Here is an 18,590-nt window from a genome sequence, read left to right as displayed (position 1 = left end):
TTGCCGGATAGGGAGAGGGCGACGATGCGAGTTCTGATCCTCGGCGGCACCACCGAGGCGAGCGCCCTGGTGAAGGGACTCGATCCGGCGATCAACGCGATCCTGTCTCTCGCCGGCCGTACCAGCGCGCCGAAGCGCGAACCGGTCCCCACCCGCATCGGCGGTTTCGGCGGACCCGAGGGCCTGGCCGCGTGGATCGCCGAGAACCGGATAGAGGCGGTAATCGACGCCACGCATCCGTTCGCGGCGCGGATCGGCCGCAACGCGGCGCTCGCCTGCGAGCGGACCGGTGTGGCGCTCCTCGCCATCCGCCGCCCGGCCTGGGAGCGTATTCATGGGGATCGCTGGACCGAGGTCGAGACCATGGCGGAGGCCGCGCTCGCCATCGGCGAGATGCCCCGGCGGGTGTTCCTGACGATCGGCCGTCTCGAAGTCGGCGCCTTCGCGACTGCTCCGCAGCACGATTACGTGGTCCGCGCCATTGAACCGATCGGCGATGCTCTGCCCGTGCCGCGCCTCACCGAGATCGCCGCGCGCGGTCCGTTCGACGAGGCGGCCGAAGCGGCCTTCCTCGCGGAGCGGCAAATCGAGGTCTTGGTCACCAAGAATTCCGGCGGTCCCGCCACCTACGGCAAGATCGCCGCCGCTCGCGCGCTCGACGTGCCAGTGGTGATCGTACGCCCGCCCGATAAGCCGGATGTCGACAGCGTCCCGGATGCCGAGGGCGCGTTGGCGTGGCTGCGGGAGCGCCTGGAAGCCTGAGCGACCTTTGGCGCGCATCTCCTTCCCCCCTCCGCGGGGGAAGGTGGCCCGCGTAGCGGGTCGGATGAGGGGAAATCCATTTCCGGAGAGGTCGCACCCTCTCCCGCCTGCTTCGCAGGCACCCTCCCCCGCAAAGGGGGGAGGGTCTCCGTGTGGCCGACGTCCCGCCCTCACGCCGGCACGCTGCGCGGGGTGTAGACGAAGGGCGTCGCGTCACCGCGCGGGATCAGCCGGGTGCCGGAAGCGCCGATGATGACCATCGTCGCCATATCCGCCTTCGTCTCCCGCGCCTGCGCCAGGGTGAGGATCCGGATCGCCTCGTCCGGGCGGGAGACCGCGCGGGCGAAGATGACCGGCGTCTCCGGTGCGCGGTGCTCGGCCGCCAGACCGAGCGCGGCCCCGAGCTGCCAGGGTCGGGCCGACGAGATCGGGTTGTAGAGGGAGATCACGAAATCAGCCCGCAGCACCGCCTCGAGCCGCGCGGTGATGACCTCCCAGGGCTTGAGGTTGTCGGACAGCGACATCGCGCAGAAATCGCCGCCGAGGGGCGCGCCGAGGCGGGCGGCGGCTGCCAGCATCGCCGTGATACCGGGCTCGACGGTGATGGCGAGGTGACGCCAGGCCGGGTCGCCGGTCTCCACCGCTTCGAAGATCGCCGCCGCCATGGCGAAGACCCCCGGATCGCCGCCGGACACCACCGCGACCCGGCGGCCGGAAGCGGCGAGCCGGAGCGCATGGCCGGCCCGGTCGATCTCGACGCGGTTATCGGTGGCGTGTTTCGTCAGCCCCGGACGATCGGGCACGCGGGCGACGTAGGGGATATAGCCGATGAGGTCCTGCGCCTGCGCCAGGGCCTCGCTCGCCGCCTGGGTGAGGAGACGCGGATCGCCCGGCCCGAGGCCGACGACCGTGACGGAGCCGGTCACGGGCGGCGCCCCTCGCCGGGGACCAGGACCATCGAGAAGTAGGGGGCGTCGTCGTCCGGCTTCTCGGCCAGCGCGATCACTTTCTCGCCGGCCATGGTGCCGCGTTCCACATAGACCGCGCGGTCGAGGAGGCCGGTCTCGGCCAAAGCACGGCGCACCTTCGGCAGGTGGCGGCCGAGCTTCATGATGACGGCGGCGTCGGTGATGCGCAGGCGCTCCACCAGGGCGTCATGGCCCAGCGTCGCGGGCAGAATGGTCAGCACGTCGTCGCCCCAGGTGATCGGGGTTCCGGCCCTCGTCCAGCAGCCGGACATGCCGGTGACGCCGGGTACGACTTCCACCGGGAAACGGTCCTTCAGGCGCCGCCACAGATGCATGAACGAGCCGTAGAAGAACGGGTCGCCCTCCGACAGGATCGCGACGTCGCGCCCGGCCCCGAGATGGTCGGCGATCCGCGTCGCCGCATCGTCGTAGAAGGACGCGAGGGCGGAGACGTACTCGCCATGTTCGGGGGGAAGCTCAGTGGTGTAGGGATAGACCAGCGGCATCTCGCGGGCCGGGTCCCGCATCACAGCATCGGCGATGGTGCGGGAATTCCCGCGCCGGCCCTTCTTGCAGAAATGCACCAGGACCGGCGCCTCGGCCAGGAGCTTCATGGCGCGGACGGTGAGATAATCCGGGTCGCCCGGCCCCATCCCGACGCCGTAGAGCGTGCCGGTGGTGATCTGTCGCGGGATCTCGGTGACGTCCGCCGGCTCGGCGGGGGGAAGCCGCTCGCTCGAATCCATCACTCGATCTCGTTGGCGAGGGCGTTGATCGCGGAGGCGGTCATGGCGCTGCCGCCGCGCCTTCCATGAACGACGATGAAGGGCACCCGACCGTCGCGGGCAAGGGCCTCCTTCGATTCGGCGGCACCCACGAAGCCGACGGGGATACCGATGACCGCCGCCGGTGGGGCGACGCCTTCATCGAGCAGTTCGAGCAGCCGGAACAGGGCGGTCGGCGCGTTGCCGACGGCGACGATGCTGCCGGGAAGATACTCGCGCCACAGTTCCATGGCGGCGGCCGTGCGGGTCGTGTTCATCTCGGCGGCGAGGCCGGGCACGCGCGGGTCGGTCAGGGTGCAGATCACCCGGTTGTCGGCGGGAAGGCGCGAGCGGGTGACACCGTCGGCCACCATGCGCACATCGCACAGGATCGGTGCTCCGGCCTTCAGCGCGGCCTCGCCGCTGGCGGCGAAATCCTCGGAGGCTTCCACGTCTTTGGGCAGGTCGGTCATGCCGCAGGCATGGATCATCCGCACGACGACGCGTTCGGCGGTGCCGGAGAAGCGGGCGAGGTCGGCCTCGGCGCGGATCATGGCGAAGGAGCGGGCGTAGATCGCCTGTCCGTCGCGCAGATAGTCGAGGCGCGAACTCATGTCGGTGTCCTGAAAGCGTGGGCGAGGGTGCCGGGATAGGCCGGATCGGCCCTCCTTACGCGCTCCAGCGCCGCGTCGAAAGTGAGGAGGGTCGCCGGCAATGCATCGGGCCGGCCGTCGAGGACGATGCCGTAGAGGCCATCGCGCCCGACCAGGGTGAGCGAGGTGGCGGCAGGATGGGCGCAGCCCTTGGCGCAGCCGGAGACATGAGCCGACAGGCCTCGCGTCGAGAAGGCCTCGAAGGCGTCGGCCAGCCGTGCCGCGTCGATGAGCGTCGTCGTCGAGCCGGAAGCGCAGGCCGGCGCTCCCGGACAGGCGGCAATCGCCCGTCTCGGATCGCCCGGCTCCGTCAAGAAGCCTGCCGGCGCGAGGATGGGTCGCACCGCCTCCGCCGCCGCCGCGTTGGGGGCAACGAGCAGAAACCCCCTCGTCGGCGAGAGCCGCAGGGGCTCCGTCCCGAGAATTTCGGTTGCATCGGCGAGGGAATCCAGGGCGTCCGCCGTGCAGCGGCCGAAGGGCGCGTCGAGGAGGATGCCGACGGGCGAAGCTTCGCTCGGGGGCGATTCGTGCTGCCCGCGAGCGATGGCAAGATGTGAGTTCAGGGCAAGTAGGCCAGGACGCGGCAGCGATGCGCCGGGAGGAGGCGTTGCGGAGCGCAGGCCGAGGCCGAGCGCCAGGCCGCTCCTGTCCAAAGAGGATAGATCCCGCATCCGGCGCTGACCGCTCCCGGCGAGCCGGCGCAAGGCGGCGTCGAGGACAGAATGCACGCCGTCGGCCGGGACATGCCACCAAGCCGCGTCGCCTGCGAGTTGCAACACCAAGCCCTCCGCCGTGGCGACGAGATGGCAATCCGGCTGGGCCCCGCCGAGGCTGGCGCCGCACTCCGCCGCCTCGACGGCGACCAGCGCCTTAGGCGGCAGGCCCGGGATCGCCAACCCGATTGCCTCGATCGCCCCGGCCAGGGTCGGAATGTCGATGGCCGTCGCTTCGAGGCCGGCGAGCGGCGCGGTCAGGGTGAGCCGCTGTGGCCCACCGTCGCTACGCACATCGTCGAGCGCGGCCACGCCGAGGGCCTCCGCGAGGCCGCAGCGGGTTGCCTCGGTGACGCCCCGGATCTGCAAATTAGCCCGCGCCGTCACGTCGATATGGCCGTTGCCGAAGCGGCGCGCACCTTCCGCCACCGCCCGCGCCTGCGCCGGCGTGAGGATGCCCAGTGGTGGATGCACGCGGGCAAGCAGCCCGTCCCCCGTCGGCATCGGCCGGGCGAGGCTCGGGCACCAGCCCCGGCGTGCAGGCTCCGGAGAGACGCGGCGCGGCGCGCTCATTCGGCCGCCTCCGGCATCAGCTCGTCGGCGGCCATGGCGTTGCGGCGGGTGGTCCAGAGGCCGCGCCGGCGCGCTTCGTCGAACCGTTCGAGGATGGCGCGGGCGGCATCGGGATTGGCCGCGCGCAGGGCATTGAAAGTATCGAGATCGGCGATCATCGCCCCGTAGAGCCGGTCGAGATCGGAGTCGGAGATGGCGTCCGTGGCGGCGGCGAGGACGAACACCGCGTCGATCCCCTGTGCCAGTTCCTGGGCGCCGCGATAGCCGTGGCGCAGCTGCGCCGCGATCCAGCGCGGGTTCGCGAGCTTGGCACGGATGAGGCGCGCCGCATCCTCGCGGGCGGTGCGCGCCTTGGGCTTTTCCGGGTCGGCAACGTCGAGGCTGTAGAGTGCCGGAGCGCGCCCGCCGAGCGCGGCGGCGGCGGAGAACCCTCCCATGGCATCGGCCGCGGCGTCGCCGTCGAGGAGGTCCCGTTCGGCGACATCGAAGGCGTGGACATAGGCGTCCGCCTGCGCGACGCGGGTGGCGAAGCCCGCATCGGCCATGTCCTCGGTCCCGCCATAGGCATGCGAGGTGGCGTCGAGATAGGCTTGGCCGAGATCGTCGCGGCTCTGCCATTGTCCGTCGAGGGCGAGTTCGCCGGCACCGGCGCCGTAGCGGCCGGGTGCTGCGCCGTAGACACGGGCGGAGGCCTCGCCCCGGCGGCGCGCGGCGGCAAGGGGGTTCTCGTCGTCCTCCTCGTCGCGCTCGGCGACGGCAGATGCCGCGCGGGCGAGGAGGGAGAGGGTCTCGGGAAAGGTGTCGCGGAACGCGCCCGAGACACGCAGGGTCACGTCGATGCGCGGCCGGTCGAGGAGGGCGAGCGGCATCACCTCGAATCCGGTGACGCGGGTCGAGGCATGGTCCCAGGTCGGGCGCACGCCCATGAGCGCGAGAGCATGCGCCACGTCCTCGCCGCCGGTGCGAAGGGTCGGAGAGGCCCAGAGATCCATGACGATGCGGGCCGGGTAGTCGCCCTCGTCCTGCAGGTAGCGCCGGACCACCGCATCGGCGGCTTTCGAGCCGAGCAGCGTGGCGGCCCGCGTCGGCAGGCTGCGCGGATCCAGCGTGGTGAGGTTGCGCCCCGTGGGCATCACGTCGGTCCGCCCGCGAGAGGGCGAACCGGCGGGGCCTGGGGGAACGAAGCGTCCGTCGAGGGCCGCCAGCAGTCCCTCGCGCTCGGCGGCCGCGCAGGCTTTCACAGGGTCCGGCGCGTCGTCCGGTGCCGATCCGAACACGTGGAGCCCGTCGCGGGTAGTGACCTCACCGAGGTCGCACAGATGCGCGTCGAGGGCGGTGAGCGCGTCGGCCATGGGAGTGTCGGCGTCGATCCCGGCGCCCGAGAGAAGGCCGGCATCGGCCGCATCGTCGAGGATCGCGCGGGCGATGATGTCTGCCCGTCGCGGATCGAGCACGCTGGCCGAGGAATATTCCTCCACGAGTTCACGCAGCCGTGCGGCCTCCGGGGTCAGGCCGGCGCATTCGGTCTGGGGCGTGAGGTGGCCAAGGGCGATGCCGCCGAGCCGGCGTTTCACGGGGGCCGCCTCGCCGGGATCGTCGACGATGAAGGGGTAGATCACGGGCAGATGCCCGATCGCCCGCGCCGGCCAGCAGGCCGGCGACAAGGCCACCGCCTTGCCCGGCAACCATTCGGTGGTGCCGTGGGTGCCGAGATGGATCAGGGCATCGAACCCCTCCCGCAATCCGAGATGGAAGGCGAGATAGGCATGGGTCGGCGGCTCGTCGGGGTCGTGATAGCCCGCCTTGCGATCCGCCGACCGGCCACGATCGGGCTGAAGGAAGACGGCGAGACCGGCGCTTCGTTCTTGGTCGTCCCCACCGCCGGCCTCATCCTGAGGTGCCAGCGCATAGCGCTGGCCTCGAAGGAGGCCTCCAGGACCCTTTACGGAGACTAGAGGTCTCCTTCGAGACCGCTGACGCGGCGCCTCAGGATGAGGTCGAGGGTTGGACGGAGAACTCTCGAGCACCATCGGAAAGCGGAACGCCCCGTCGGTGCAGACCGGGTCGGCTTCCGGCTTGCCCCACCGTCGATCGAGCGTGCCGCGCTCGTCCGGCGATAGTGTGGAGAGCCAGTCGCGATAGGCCGCGAGCGGCACCGCGAAGGTCGGAGCCTCCTTCGTGAGCGCGCGCATCAGAGCGTCCGGCTCCGGCAGGTCGCCCACCGAATAGCCGACACGCCGCAGCGTTTCCGCGATGATTCCTGCGCTCGCTGGCGTGTCGAGCCCCACGGCGAAGCCGGCCCGGCCGCCTCTGGCAGGGTAGTCGGACAGGACCAGGGCGAGGCGACGCGCTGCACGCGGCCGATGCTTCAGCGCCACCCAGGCGGAGGCGCGGTCGGCCAAGGCCGCGATTCCAGCCGGGAAGGACACGGCGCGGCGCTCGCTGAACCCATCGAGTTCCGGCCCGTCCTCCTTGAACGAAATCGGGAAACCGGAGAGCCGTCCGTCGAATTCGGGAAGCGCCACCTGCATGGCGAGGTCGGCGGCGTTCATCCCCCGTCCCGAGGCCTCCCAGGCCTCCCCTGAGGCCCCGATCGTGTAGGCCTGCAGAATGGGCGCGTCGGCGCCATCGAGGACGAATCCGGCATCCTCCCGCGCGGAGAAGGCCGTCGCCGCGATGACGATGTCCGGGCTGCGCGCGGCCAGAGCCTCCCGCACGGCATCGAGGGCGAGCGCGTCCTTGAGGCTTGCGACCGCAACGGTGGCGGCTCCGATGCCGCGCTCACCCAACGCGCTGATGAGTTCGGCCACGGGCCGGGTGTCGCCGCCGAGCACGGCCGAGCGATAGACCAGGATCAGCGCGAGGGGGCGGTTCTGCCCAGCTGCGGCGAGGGCGGTCTCGTGTGCGACCGGTCCGCAACCCGGACACCAGGCGAAGCCGCGCGGCAGGGCGACCGGCGGCAGCGCTTCGACCGCGTTCCCGATCTCGCGGGAGAGGCGCCGGATCATCCGGCGCAGGTTGTCGGACCCGCCCGCGCGGCAATAGCCCTCGAGTGTCTCCACCAGTTCGGGAGCCACCGTCGAGAAGGCGGTGAGGCGGGGATCGGGCTTGTCGCAGCCCGGAATGACGGCGAGCTTCACGCCGTTCGCGTGGGCGGCGGCGGCGGCGCGCTCGATGCCGTAGCGCCAGTAATCGAGGCCACCGAGGCAGCGGATGACCACGAATTTCGACCGCGCGATCACGCCGTCCACGTAGAGATCGACGGACATCGGATGGCGCAGCCGCGCCAGCTTGGCGAGGCGGAGCGTCGGGACGTCGACCGCCGACGAGTCCCGTGCCGCCGCCTCCCGCTCGGCCGCATGCGCGCCGGCCATGCCGGAGAGATCCGAATCCGTGAAGGACAGGAACACGATGTCGCCGGGCGCCTGGCCCAGATCGATGGCGGCTTCGCCCTCGTCGAGGGAGACCGTGTCGATTCGGATCAGATGCATGGGCGGCGCGCCGTCATGGCTGTGCCCTGGAGGACGTCCGCTCGGTCACGGCGCTTTGGCGACCGCGCCGGCGCCACAGCGCGCGAAGGAGAAGCACGCCGATCAGCACCAGCGGTAACCATGGCAGGCCGGCGACGACGAAGCGCAGGGCCGATCCGGCGCTCATGCCGAAGGTCTGGCCCGCCTGAGCCCAGGCTTCCTCCACGGGGGCGAGAGGCCCGGCCCTCGCCTCGTCGGAGCGTAGGGCGATGGAGACGAGCTCCGTGTCGACGCGCTGATTCAGGCCGCGTTGCTTGGCATCGGCTTCCTCGATCTGCGACTGAACCTGCGCCAATTCCTGCGCGATGCGGATCAGATCCTCCACGCGCGGGTCGGGCCGTGCGGCGATCGCGTCGAGCCGGGCGCGATAGGCGGTGAGTTGGGCCAAGCGCCGGCCGCCATCCTCGATGGCGTCCGTCAGGTCGTCGGCACGCGTCGACTGGCTCCGGAGCACGACGTCACCCGCCGCCTCGCTGGGGAGGGGCGCCGTGACGAAGGCCATGAAGGGGGCGACGGATTCATGCGGCAGTCGGACCTGGACCTGCGCCTGCGGACGGCCCGCAGGCCTCCGGCCATCGTCGACGGACGCAGCGACGAGGACACATTTCAGGGCCGCCTCGTTCAAGCAGCGGTCGCGCGCCGCCTCGAAATGCGCGTTCACCCGCTGGGGCGGTAATCCGATGGTCAGGTCGTGGGTATAGGCGAGCTTCGCATCGCTCGTCTGGGCCAGTGGGCGGGCGACCGGAGCGAGGCGTGCCATCGTCCGGCTGTCCGAGGCCTGAAACTCCGGTGTGGGTGGGCGTGAATCCGAGCAGCCAGCTATCGCCGCGAGAGCCGCCAGGCCGGACGCGGCCACGAGGCCGCGGCACCCGTGAGCCAGGATCCGTCGGGCGGTCAACGCGCTCACCCCGCCAGGGCGGCTGCCACCGCCCCCTGGTCGAAACCCTTCAGCCCGATGACCACGAGCCGGCCGTCGCGGTTCTCGCTCGCCCGCCAGGGGCGGTCGTAATGATGGGCGATACGGGCACCGACGCCCTGGACCACGAGGCGCATCGGCTTGCCGGTGACCTCGGCGAAGCCCTTGATCCGCAGGACGCCGCTGGTCTCGGCGGCGCGGGCGACGCGGGAGGCCAGATCCTCGGCGCTCGCCGTGGCAGGCACGGCAATGGCCACGGAGTCGAAATCGTCGTGATCGTGGTCCTCGCCCTCGCCGTGATGCGAGGGGCGGGCGTCGAGATCGTCCTCGGCGGCGGCACCGAGACCGAGGATCACGCGCGGATCGAGGCGGCCATGCTCGGCCTCGACCATCTTCACCGCGCGCGGCAGCTGGCGCTCCACCTCGGCGCGGACCTTGGCCTTGCCGGCGTCGTCGAGGAGGTCGGCCTTGTTCATCACCACGAGGTCGGCGCACAGGAGCTGGTCCTCGAACACCTCTTCCAGCGGGTTGTCGTGATCGACGCTGGCATCGTCGGCACGCTGGGCGGCGAGAGCCGCCGGATCGTCGGCGAAGAAGCCGGCAGCGACGGCGGGGCCGTCGATGACCGCGATCACCCCGTCCACTGTCACCCGCGAGCGGATCGCCGGCCAGTGGAAAGCCTGGACCAGGGGCTTCGGCAGAGCGAGACCGGACGTCTCGATGAGGATGTGCTCCGGCGGGTCAGCGCGGTCGAGGAGCTTGTTCAGGGCCGGGACGAAATCGTCCGCCACGGTGCAGCAGATGCAGCCGTTGGCCAGCTCGACGATGTCTTCGTCCTGGCAGCCCTCGATACCGCAGGCGGCCAGGAACGATCCGTCGAAGCCGATATCGCCGAACTCGTTGACGATGATGGCGAGCCGACGACCGCCGGCATTCTCCACGAGGTGACGCACGAGGGTCGTCTTGCCGGCTCCGAGGAAGCCGGTGACGATGGTGCAGGGGATCTTCTCGACGATGCTCATTCGGCTGCGTCCGGAATTCTGTCCGCGCGGGGCGGAGGAAACGGGGGAATGCGGGCGACGACGCCTTTGCGGAACGCCTCCGGCCGCGCCTTCCAGGGCACGATGCCGTCGGGCGTCTCCGCGTACAGGCCGATGCCCGCGAGGATGGTTCTGGCGGATTCGACCGGGTCGAGATCGCCGTAGACGTAGGTCCAGCGGCCTTCGGAGGCCACGGCGACGGTGCAGGGGCGCTTGCAGACGGAGAGGCACTCCACGCTTTCGACCGCGATGCCCTCGATGGCGGCTTCCGTCACCGCATCGCGCAGCGCCGAGACGAGGCGGGCCCCGGCGCGGGGCTCGGACGTGTCGCCGGCCGTGCGACAGGTGGCGCAGACGTAGAGTACGACCGGGCTGCCGGCCTGGATGTCCTCGTCAGGCATGCGACGTCGCCGGGCTCTTGCGCCCGACGCTGTTCCAGGCCCAGCCGAAGGCGAGGCCGATCACCGCCCAGAACACGAAGGCGATGCCCAGCGACCGAGCGGCGAATTGGGCCGCGTAGCCCGGCGGCAGGGCGGAGGCGGTGTGGCTCGTCTCCGGCGCCCCGGCCAGATGCGGTGCGACGATAAGCACGAGCCCTCCAGCGACGGCGATGGAGGAGCGGCGAATCGCGATGAGGTAGAGTCCCATGGCGGTGGCGGCTGCGGTCATGACCCACCAGAACTGGCGTTCGGCGAGCGGCGCCGCCTCCATGCCGGGCAGTTCCGGCGGTAGGCCGAGGGCCGGGGCGAGGGCCACGGCGAGGAACCCCGCGATGGCGAATCGCAGGCCGGTTTCCGGGCTCGGCTCGCGCCCACAGGCAATGAGAGCCGCGCCCAGTAACAGGGCGTAGCCGACGCCGCCGACCAGGGTCGCGAGGGCGGTGAAGACCATCCGGGGCAGGCCGGGGCCGGGCTGCCAGGCCGGTGCGACCTCGCCGCCTTCGACACCGTCCGTCTTGCCACCATGGTCGTGGCCCGAATGGACGGGCACGATGAGGGAGGCCGGGGAGGCGCCGCGCGGCATCGATAGCGCGGCCGGCGCCGTGGCTTCACCGCTCTCGTAACGCTCGGCCGCGATGATCAGCGGCGAGGTGAGGGCGAGCTGCAAGCCCGTGGCGACGACAGCCGCCAGGAAGCCGGCGACCAGGGCCGCCGACACGAGTCGGATCATCATGAAATCAGGTCCTGGCTGAGCGCGAGGCGGTCAGTGGCAGGGGAAATTCTGGGCGTGCCGGAAATCGTGGGCCGCGTTGTGCAGCGCCATCGCCGGTGCGAAGCCGGCCATGAAGACGAGCCCGAGGCCGAGGAAAGCGGCCATAAGTACCGCGCCGAGACGCTCGTTGCTGCGGGTGCCGGTGAGGGCGAGAGTGTTCGTGGTCATCGTGTCAGGTCTCCGGCCGCCCCGCCGGCGGCGTTCGAGGATAGAGCGGGAGGACAATGTCCCCTTCGGAAGGCAGGTCTCCTGGCTCGCGGGTCATCCGGTCCTGCCGCCTTCCCGGATCGCTCCGGTGGCCGATGGCAGGCCCGTCTCCGCTCACAGTTGCGGGGGCAGCTGCGGTTTCAGGCGCGAGCCCTCACCGCATTCCCTTTTCACCCCGTCGCCGGGGCACCGTCCAAACTTCGCTTCTACGCGCTCACGCGACCGCTGACAACGCGCCGCCAAAGCGTTTTACCGGCTTTGACGGGGCAGGGCGGTTTCGCGCTAAAGGGAGCCATGCGGCAGCCTTCCCCAAGAATGACACTGGTCCTCGGAGGCGCGCGCTCGGGCAAGAGCCTGCACGCGGAGCGCCTCGTGGAAGCCCACCCGGCGCCGTGGCTCTACCTCGCCACCGCGCAGGCCTGGGACGACGAGATGCGGGAGCGCGTCGCCCTTCACCGGTCGCGCCGCTCGGCGGATTGGATCACCCGGGACGTGCCGATCGATCTGGCCGAGGCCGTCGCCGCGGCGACCGGGCCGGTGCTGGTCGATTGCCTGACCCTGTGGCTCACCAACCTGATCCTGTCCGAGGCCGATATCGAGGCGGCGAGCGCCGCGCTGATCGAGGCCTGCGGTCGCGCGCCGGGGCCGGTGGTGCTGGTGGGCAACGAGGTCGGTCTCGGCATCGTGCCGGACAACGCGCTCGCCCGCCGCTTCCGCGACGCGGCCGGGCGACTGCACCAGCGCCTCGCCGCGCGGGCCGACCATGTGGTGTTCATGGTGGCGGGACTGCCGATGATCGTGAAACCCCAACCCGGAGCGAGCGCATGAGCGTTTCAGACACGAGCGACCCGGAGGCCGAACGGCACCGTGAGAAGATGGAGAAGCGCAAGGCCGTCCAGGACGCCGAGGTCGCGGCCAAGACGATCGAGAAGGGCCTGCTCATCGTCAATACCGGCCCTGGCAAGGGTAAGACCACGGCCGGGCTCGGCCTCGTCCTGCGGGCGCTCGGCCATGGCTGGCGGGTCGGCGTGGTCCAGTTCATCAAGGGTGGGTGGGATACGGGCGAGAAGCACGCGCTGAAGGCTTTCGGCGCGCAGATCGAATGGCATACGCTCGGCGAGGGCTTCACCTGGGAGACGCAGGACAAGGCCCGCGACATCGCGGCGGCCGAGCATGCCTGGGCCAAGGCCGAGGAGCTGATGGCCGACCCGACCATCCGCCTCGTTCTCCTCGACGAACTCAACATCGCCCTGCGCTACGACTATCTGCCCATCGATCCCGTGGTGGCGGCTTTCCGGGCGCGCCGGCCCGACCTCCACGTCATCGTCACCGGCCGCAACGCCAAGCCGGCCCTCATCCAGGCCGCCGACCTCGTCACCGAGATGGGCAGCGTGAAGCACCATTTCTCGGCCGGCGTGAAGGCGCAGGAGGGGATCGAGTTCTGACTGCTGGGCGCGGTCAGGCCACGCCGCCGACCGGCTGATTCTCGTGGAGGACGAGCTTCAGCGTAGCGACGAAATCCTCCAGGGCGGCGGGATCAAGGTCTCGCTGCAGGGCCCCGTGGGCGACGGCGTTGCGCAGGCTCGCCATGGGGCGAAGCCGATCCGCCTCGTCGGGCGTTACGATGCCTTCGCCCGCGAGCTGTTCGATCAGCCGTGCGGACGATTGAGATTGCGACAGGCGGTCCGGAATCAAGGCCCGCCCGATGGCTTCGAAGGTCGACCAGCCGAGCAGCAGAGCGGCCTCCATCTGGCCGGCTGCGATGAGAGCCTCGACCTTCGCGATCGTGCGGTCAATGATGTCGGGCGTCACGCCGTCGATGGCGGGTACGCCGCCGCCGGAGCGAGCGTAGTAGATCCGAAGTTCCCAATCGGCGACACCGAGGAACCGGTCAGCGACTCTTTCCTGGCTTCCCGATCGCGAGCCATCCCGCACGATCTCGATCGCGAGATTCTTGGGTTTTCCGAGCGCAATCGCGTCGGGAACGTAGTCGCCCATGAAGGATGGCAGAAGCTGGCGGGAAGGGTGAGTATAGACCTCGTAGCCGGCATCCATGAGTGTCGGGATGATGAGGTCGAGGACCGGCCGTTCTAGTTCCATGCCGCTCATGCCAGTTCCTCGAATGGATCGTCCGAGAGCCTTACGTATAGAATCGGCTTCTGTGCCGACAGGGCCGCCGCCAGGACGGGGCTCGGCTGCGTGAACGAAAACACCCGCTGCGGTTCGAACTTCTGGATGACCACCCGTTCGATCTGAGAATCATCCATGTAGATGTGCTGGTTGAGGGCATCGAGAACCAGTTTGACGATATTGTCCACATCGCCCTGCACGGAGCCGACGGGGAAGTAGAACAGCGTCACGGCGAGTTTACCCTCGCAGGCGAAGTGATTCTCGGGCAAGGAGCCGTCGCTTGCCGCTCGGACCTTCTGCTTCCATTGCGATTTGGAACTCGATCGGGCCGATTGGAACGAGACCGGTGTGCCGCTGACGAGGAACTCGATGGGAAAGATGAGCTCCACGAGAGATCGCCTAGCGTCGCGGGCTTCGGTCCCGCAACTTATGCACGGCTTCGTCAACGTGTATAGGGTATCGCGGAATCTCCCTTGGGTTGTGTTCCGTCGCGGCTTCCGATGCTGCCTCGTTCCGCTCACGCTTCTTCTATCCGGTGCCGGTGCGGCCTCCGCGGAGTCCATCACATCCTGGCCGGACACCTATCTCGCCCGCGTCGAGGCGCTGGCGGTGATGGAGGGGCTTAACGCGCGGCTCCTGGCGAGCCGCAGCGCCACGGCGACCCTCGAAGGCTGGTGCTCCGAGCACGGTATGGCGGCGGACCCGCGGCTCACGGCGACCCTCCTGCGCGATGTGGACAAGCCCGCCTCGGAAGAGACGCGCCGCCGCCTCGCCGCCGGACCCGAAACTGTCCTGAAATATCGCCGTGTCCGGCTCGCCTGCGGCGATCACGTCCTGTCGGAGGCGGACAATTGGTACGTGCCGGAGCGACTGAACCCGGTGATGAACCGCCTGCTGGAGACGACCGACACGCCCTTTGGCAGGGCGGTCCAGGCGTTGGGCACCACCCGCCAGACCATCGGGTCAGACCGTCTCTGGCAGCCCCTGCCGCCCGGTTGGGACCAGGCGGCCCCGCCCGATCCCGCCTGCGCGCCGCTCGTGATTCCGGAGCGCCTGTTCAGCCACCGCGCCGTGCTGTTCACGGCCGAGCGGGTGCCGTTCTCGGAGGTCGTCGAGACCTACGCCTCCGCCATCCTCGATTTCCGCCGGGCCGCGCGGCCTCTCGATACCGCCTGCGTCGCCGGCCCGCCGTCGCGGCCCTGACGCGGCCGTGCTAGGGCACGCCAACGCCCTCGGCACACCGGACGAGACCCGATCGCATGACTGCCCGCGCCTTCATGATCCAGGGCACCGGCTCGGATGTCGGTAAGTCGCTGATCGTGGCCGGCCTGTGCCGCGCCTTCACGCGGCGCGGCCTCGCCGTGCGGCCGTTCAAGCCGCAGAACATGTCCAACAACGCGGCCGTCACCGCCGATGGCGGCGAGATCGGCCGGGCCCAGGCGCTGCAGGCGCGGGCCTGCGGGGTGGCGCCCTCCATCCACATGAACCCGGTCCTGCTGAAGCCCCAGAGCGAGACCGGCTCCCAGGTGGTGGTGCAGGGCCGGATGGTCGGCAACGCGAAGGCGCGAGATTATCAGGCCTGGAAGCCGCGCCTCCTGGCCTCCGTGCTGGAGAGCTTCGATCAACTGAAGGGTCAGGCCGACCTCGTCATCGTCGAGGGGGCCGGCTCGGCCTCCGAGGTCAACCTGCGGCGGGGCGACATCGCCAATATGGGCTTCGCGCGGGCCACCGACACGCCCGTGATCCTGCTCGGCGACATCGACCGGGGCGGCGTCATCGCCAGCCTCGTCGGCACCAAGGCGGTGATCGCGCCCGAGGATGCGGCGATGATCGTGGGCTTCCTCGTCAACCGCTTTCGCGGCGACCCGAGCCTGTTCGCCGACGGCATGGAGATCGTCGCCACGGCGACCGGCTGGCCCGCCCTCGGCCTCGTGCCGCATTTCCCCGAGGCCGCGCGCCTGCCCGCCGAGGATGCGCTTGGCCTCGCCGGTTCCGCCTCATCCGGCCGGACGCGCATCCGCGTCGCCGTGCCGGTCCTGCCGCGCATCGCCAATTTCGACGACCTCGATCCGCTACGGGCGGAGCCGGAGGTAGAGGTCGTGCTGGTCCGGCCCGGCGAGGCGATTCCGGGCGACGTCGCCCTCGTCCTGCTGCCGGGCTCAAAGACCACGATCGACGATCTCGACGCCCTCCGTCGCGAGGGATGGGACATCGACATCCGCGCGCATCTGCGCCGGGGCGGCCACGTGCTCGGGCTCTGCGGCGGCTACCAGATGCTGGGCCGGACGTTGAGCGACCCGCACGGGATCGAGGGCGAGCCGCGCAGCGTCGCCGGGCTCGGCCTGCTCGACGTCGAGACGGTGATGACGCCGCTGAAGCGGCTCGAGGCGGTGAGCGGGCGGAGCCTCGCCGACGACCTGCCGTTCAGCGGCTACGAGATGCATGTGGGCGACACGGCCGGTGCGGACACGGTGACACCGCTGCTACGCTTCGCCGACGGACGGGTGGACGGTGCGGTCTCTGGCGACGGGCGGGTCTGCGGCACCTACGTTCACGGCCTCTTCGCCGACGACCGGCAGCGGGCCGCCTGGCTCGCGCGCCTGGGAGCGGCCTCCGACGGTCATTCCTACGAAGGCGAGGTCGAGCGTGTCCTCGATGCCCTCGCGCGACATGTCGAGGCGCATGTCGATTGCGACCGACTGTTCGCCTTGGCGCGCTAGCAGTTCCCCAACATAGGCTCGACCGATCGGGCTCCCGCGCAAGGCACGAGCCATGAGGAAGTAGCCCGAGACGCCGTCGCCGCCGGAGGTCGACGCGCATCTCTCGTGAGACGGGGCCGAGCTCCTGGCTGCCCACCGTGGTGCTGCCTGGGCCCGCGCTCAAACTCGCCTGTGGGGCGAGCTCGATAGTCGCGGTTGTGTCCGCACTGCGCCGGGACGCCGTCCGCCGCAGCGTCGCCGCGCCGGTCGTCGCCCCACGCGCCGCCTGAACGACAGAGGCTGTCAGGGGAGCTTGTATTCGAGTGGTCCGCCATCCTTGACGCTGTCGAACATCACCAGGATTCGCTTGTCGCCCAGCACGGCGACGCCCTCCGCCTTGGCGCCCTTTTCCGCCCCGGTGAGATGGCCGATCGGCTCTAGCTTCGCGTTGGTGGAGGCCCCGGCCGCGAACAGGCTGTAGGGCACGTCGGTCTGCCCTTGAGCCGGCCCGGTGAGGACGAGGAGCCGCCCGTCGGGCAGGATGGCGAGATCGCGGATCCCGGCCCCACGCCCGACCGTGAGGGGGATCACCTGAGGGGCGGCCTTGAGCGGCTCGTGCCCCTGCGCGAAGAGAGCCCCGACATCCGCCTCGACGATGAAGGTCTTGCCGTCATGGGACGGCGCACGCAGCCCGGCGAACAGGCGTGTTCCATCGACGGCGACGCCCTCGATATTGAGGCCGTTGGGCGTCGCGTCGCCGTCATCGGTCTGGAGATCCTGCGTGTAGTAGGCGCTGACGGTCTCTGCCAGGCCGAGGGCGTCACCGAGGCGGTAGGTGGTCTCCACCGCACTCGGTCCCACCGGCTCGCCGGCCGCGTCGACCCTGATGCGCGCCAGCACGAAGGTGGAGAGCTTGAACTTCGCCTTGCCGCGCGAGCAGCCATGCGAACCGACCACGTAGAAATACGGGGCGGCATAGGCGACGCCTTCGCCGTCGAGATCGTCGAACTTGCCCTCGCCGCCCGAGCATCCGTTCTTCGAGGGCGGGGTTCCCAGCGTGTTCGGGCTCGGTCCGCCGCCGACGAGGTCGATATCGGCACCGGGCGTAATCGTGTGCCCGTCGATGGTGATGAATTGCGCGCCGGTATTCTCGTCGTTGACCACGAGGCACCGGCGTTTGCCCTCCCGTGGGGGCATGCAGGCAATGCCGCTGATGTCCTTGGCGGGCTTGCCGTCCTTGCCTTTCAGGCCGGACGTCATCGTGTAGGGCGGATCGACGGGCACGAGGTCGTGCTGGGCTCCCCCCGCTGCCAAGGCCGGCGCGGCGGCTCCGTGAAGGAGGAGCATCGCCAGAAGACCAGTCCGTGTCATTGCCGCGTGCCCCTTCGAATGTCGGTGATCGGAATTACGGAAAAACAGCTTTGAGTATCGATGCGCCAAGGACGACACATCCGAAAAGCAGCGCGCAGGCGATGCGATACAGGGCCAGCGCTCGCTCCACATCATGAGGGCCCGCCTTCGCCCGTCCGTCGCCCATCCAGGAATCGTCGACGATCTCGGAGCCGTACATGCGCGGCCCCGCCAGCCTCAGGCCGAGCGCGCCCGCCATTGCGGCCTCGGGCCAGCCGGCATTGGGCGAGCGGTGCTTGCCCGCATCGCGCCGGACGGCCCGGTACGCACCCGCCGCGGAGGCGCCGGGATGGAGGAGGGCGGCCGCCGCGATCAGCCCCGCCGAGAGCCGAGAGGCCGGGAGGTTGACGAGGTCATCGAGGCGGGCCGAGGCCCAGCCGTAGGATTCGTGGCGGGGCGTGCGATGGCCGACCATGCTGTCGGCAGTGTTGATCGCCTTGTAGAGCGCGCCCCCCGGCAGGCCGCCGATCCCGATCCAGAATGCGGGGGCCACGATCCCGTCGGAGAAGTTTTCCGATAGGCTTTCGATGGCGGCGCGGCAGATGCCGGCTTCGTCGAGGCTCTCCGGGTTGCGCCCCACAATCATCGCGACTTCGCGCCGCCCGCCAGCCAGCCCCTCGGAGCGGAGCGCCGAAGAGACACGGCTGACATGATCGTGGAGGCTGCGCTGCGCCGGCAGGGACGCGCAGACGAGGCCGAGCAGGATCAGGGCAGGCAGGTGACCGGCCGCGGCGGCCAGAGTCGTCGCCCCGATCGATACCGCCCCGACGACCGCCAGGAGGGCGAGAAGGCCGACGATTCCGGCCGCGCGCCGTCTCGCCTCGCTGCCCGTATTGAGGGACCGGTCGAGCCGGGCGATCACCCAGCCGATCCAGGTGACAGGATGGCCCAGCGCCCTGTAGAGCCGGTCCGGATAGCCGGCCACCGCCTCGGTGGCGAGGGCGAGGCCCAACACCACGAGCGTATCCGGCGGATGGAAGAGAGTGGTCCAGATCATCGGTTCGCGGAGGGGA

19 protein-coding genes and 1 riboswitch are annotated in these 18,590 nt (G+C 70.2%); of the genes, 5 read left to right on the top strand and 14 right to left on the bottom strand.

Annotated elements, in window-relative coordinates:
• Positions 1–24: 24 nt before the first annotated feature.
• Positions 25–762 (top strand): cobalt-precorrin-6A reductase, encoded by a 738-nt coding sequence (locus ACYQOP_RS02800; RefSeq protein ID WP_461221058.1) that lies wholly within the window; start codon positions 25–27, stop codon positions 760–762.
• A gap of 170 nt (positions 763–932) precedes the next feature.
• Here ACYQOP_RS02800 and cobJ read toward each other — a convergent pair whose 3' ends face one another.
• From cobJ to ACYQOP_RS02750, 10 genes are all read right to left on the bottom strand, one after another.
• On the bottom strand, positions 933–1,688 hold the full coding sequence (gene cobJ / locus ACYQOP_RS02795) for a precorrin-3B C(17)-methyltransferase (RefSeq protein WP_461221056.1): 756 nt from the start codon (positions 1,686–1,688) through the stop codon (positions 933–935).
• Positions 1,685–2,476: a precorrin-2 C(20)-methyltransferase gene (locus tag ACYQOP_RS02790; protein ID WP_461221055.1), complete on the bottom strand. Its 792-nt coding sequence runs from the start codon at positions 2,474–2,476 to the stop codon at positions 1,685–1,687. Before ACYQOP_RS02790 ends, cobJ begins: the two co-directional genes overlap by 4 nt.
• A complete protein-coding gene (locus ACYQOP_RS02785) occupies positions 2,476–3,108 on the bottom strand; it encodes a precorrin-8X methylmutase (RefSeq protein ID WP_461221054.1) in 633 nt (210 codons plus the stop codon). The genes ACYQOP_RS02790 and ACYQOP_RS02785 overlap by 1 nt, the downstream gene beginning before the upstream one ends.
• Positions 3,105–4,433: a hypothetical protein gene (locus tag ACYQOP_RS02780; protein ID WP_461221052.1), complete on the bottom strand. Its 1,329-nt coding sequence runs from the start codon at positions 4,431–4,433 to the stop codon at positions 3,105–3,107. Before ACYQOP_RS02780 ends, ACYQOP_RS02785 begins: the two co-directional genes overlap by 4 nt.
• Positions 4,430–7,924 carry a cobaltochelatase subunit CobN gene (cobN, locus tag ACYQOP_RS02775; RefSeq protein WP_461221051.1) on the bottom strand — a complete coding sequence of 1,165 codons (3,495 nt, stop codon included), beginning with the start codon at positions 7,922–7,924 and terminating at the stop codon, positions 4,430–4,432. The genes ACYQOP_RS02780 and cobN overlap by 4 nt, the downstream gene beginning before the upstream one ends.
• A 13-nt stretch (positions 7,925–7,937) precedes the next feature.
• The gene (locus tag ACYQOP_RS02770) at positions 7,938–8,723 is read right to left on the bottom strand and encodes a DUF4349 domain-containing protein (protein ID WP_461221050.1); all 786 of its coding nucleotides are present in this window, start codon (positions 8,721–8,723) and stop codon (positions 7,938–7,940) included.
• A gap of 143 nt (positions 8,724–8,866) precedes the next feature.
• Positions 8,867–9,901, bottom strand: coding sequence for a cobalamin biosynthesis protein CobW (gene cobW, locus ACYQOP_RS02765; RefSeq protein WP_311274222.1), 1,035 nt, complete (start codon positions 9,899–9,901; stop codon positions 8,867–8,869).
• Positions 9,898–10,320 carry a DUF1636 family protein gene (locus ACYQOP_RS02760; protein ID WP_461221049.1) on the bottom strand — a complete coding sequence of 141 codons (423 nt, stop codon included), beginning with the start codon at positions 10,318–10,320 and terminating at the stop codon, positions 9,898–9,900. Before ACYQOP_RS02760 ends, cobW begins: the two co-directional genes overlap by 4 nt.
• Positions 10,313–11,092, bottom strand: a complete 780-nt coding sequence (locus ACYQOP_RS02755) for a CbtA family protein (RefSeq protein ID WP_461221048.1) — start codon at positions 11,090–11,092, stop codon at positions 10,313–10,315. Before ACYQOP_RS02755 ends, ACYQOP_RS02760 begins: the two co-directional genes overlap by 8 nt.
• Before the next feature lie 30 nt (positions 11,093–11,122).
• On the bottom strand, positions 11,123–11,299 hold the full coding sequence (locus ACYQOP_RS02750) for a CbtB domain-containing protein (RefSeq protein ID WP_207410167.1): 177 nt from the start codon (positions 11,297–11,299) through the stop codon (positions 11,123–11,125).
• Between the two features lie 54 nt (positions 11,300–11,353).
• A riboswitch (cobalamin riboswitch) is annotated at positions 11,354–11,547 on the bottom strand.
• A 106-nt stretch (positions 11,548–11,653) separates the two neighbouring features.
• Between ACYQOP_RS02750 and cobU the strand changes: the two genes are divergently transcribed.
• Positions 11,654–12,166: a bifunctional adenosylcobinamide kinase/adenosylcobinamide-phosphate guanylyltransferase gene (cobU, locus tag ACYQOP_RS02745; RefSeq protein WP_461221047.1), complete on the top strand. Its 513-nt coding sequence runs from the start codon at positions 11,654–11,656 to the stop codon at positions 12,164–12,166.
• Complete coding sequence (gene cobO, locus ACYQOP_RS02740) at positions 12,163–12,783, top strand: cob(I)yrinic acid a,c-diamide adenosyltransferase (protein WP_461221046.1); 621 nt, start codon at positions 12,163–12,165, stop codon at positions 12,781–12,783. Before cobU ends, cobO begins: the two co-directional genes overlap by 4 nt.
• A 13-nt stretch (positions 12,784–12,796) precedes the next feature.
• Here cobO and ACYQOP_RS02735 read toward each other — a convergent pair whose 3' ends face one another.
• Positions 12,797–13,447, bottom strand: coding sequence for a hypothetical protein (locus tag ACYQOP_RS02735; RefSeq protein ID WP_461221045.1), 651 nt, complete (start codon positions 13,445–13,447; stop codon positions 12,797–12,799).
• Positions 13,444–13,857: a RusA family crossover junction endodeoxyribonuclease gene (locus ACYQOP_RS02730; protein ID WP_311274216.1), complete on the bottom strand. Its 414-nt coding sequence runs from the start codon at positions 13,855–13,857 to the stop codon at positions 13,444–13,446. The genes ACYQOP_RS02735 and ACYQOP_RS02730 overlap by 4 nt, the downstream gene beginning before the upstream one ends.
• A gap of 91 nt (positions 13,858–13,948) precedes the next feature.
• Between ACYQOP_RS02730 and ACYQOP_RS02725 the strand changes: the two genes are divergently transcribed.
• Together ACYQOP_RS02725 and ACYQOP_RS02720 are read left to right on the top strand one after the other, a co-directional pair.
• Entirely contained in the window at positions 13,949–14,671 is a 723-nt protein-coding gene (locus tag ACYQOP_RS02725) for a hypothetical protein (protein ID WP_461221044.1), read from the top strand.
• Positions 14,672–14,727: 56 nt separating this feature from the next.
• Positions 14,728–16,188, top strand: a complete 1,461-nt coding sequence (locus tag ACYQOP_RS02720) for a cobyric acid synthase (RefSeq protein WP_461221042.1) — start codon at positions 14,728–14,730, stop codon at positions 16,186–16,188.
• 282 nt (positions 16,189–16,470) lie between these two features.
• On the opposite strand, the gene ACYQOP_RS02715 is transcribed toward ACYQOP_RS02720, so the two are convergent.
• Both ACYQOP_RS02715 and cbiB read right to left on the bottom strand, forming a co-directional pair.
• The gene (locus tag ACYQOP_RS02715) at positions 16,471–17,514 is read right to left on the bottom strand and encodes a DUF3616 domain-containing protein (protein ID WP_461221041.1); all 1,044 of its coding nucleotides are present in this window, start codon (positions 17,512–17,514) and stop codon (positions 16,471–16,473) included.
• Between the two features lie 58 nt (positions 17,515–17,572).
• A complete protein-coding gene (gene cbiB, locus ACYQOP_RS02710) occupies positions 17,573–18,574 on the bottom strand; it encodes an adenosylcobinamide-phosphate synthase CbiB (protein WP_461221040.1) in 1,002 nt (333 codons plus the stop codon).
• Positions 18,575–18,590 lie beyond the last annotated feature (16 nt).

The organism is Methylobacterium sp. CM6247 (assembly GCF_054817925.1).
The sequence above is the reverse complement of the archived record's forward strand: the minus strand, read 5'-3'. Positions and strand labels throughout refer to the sequence as shown.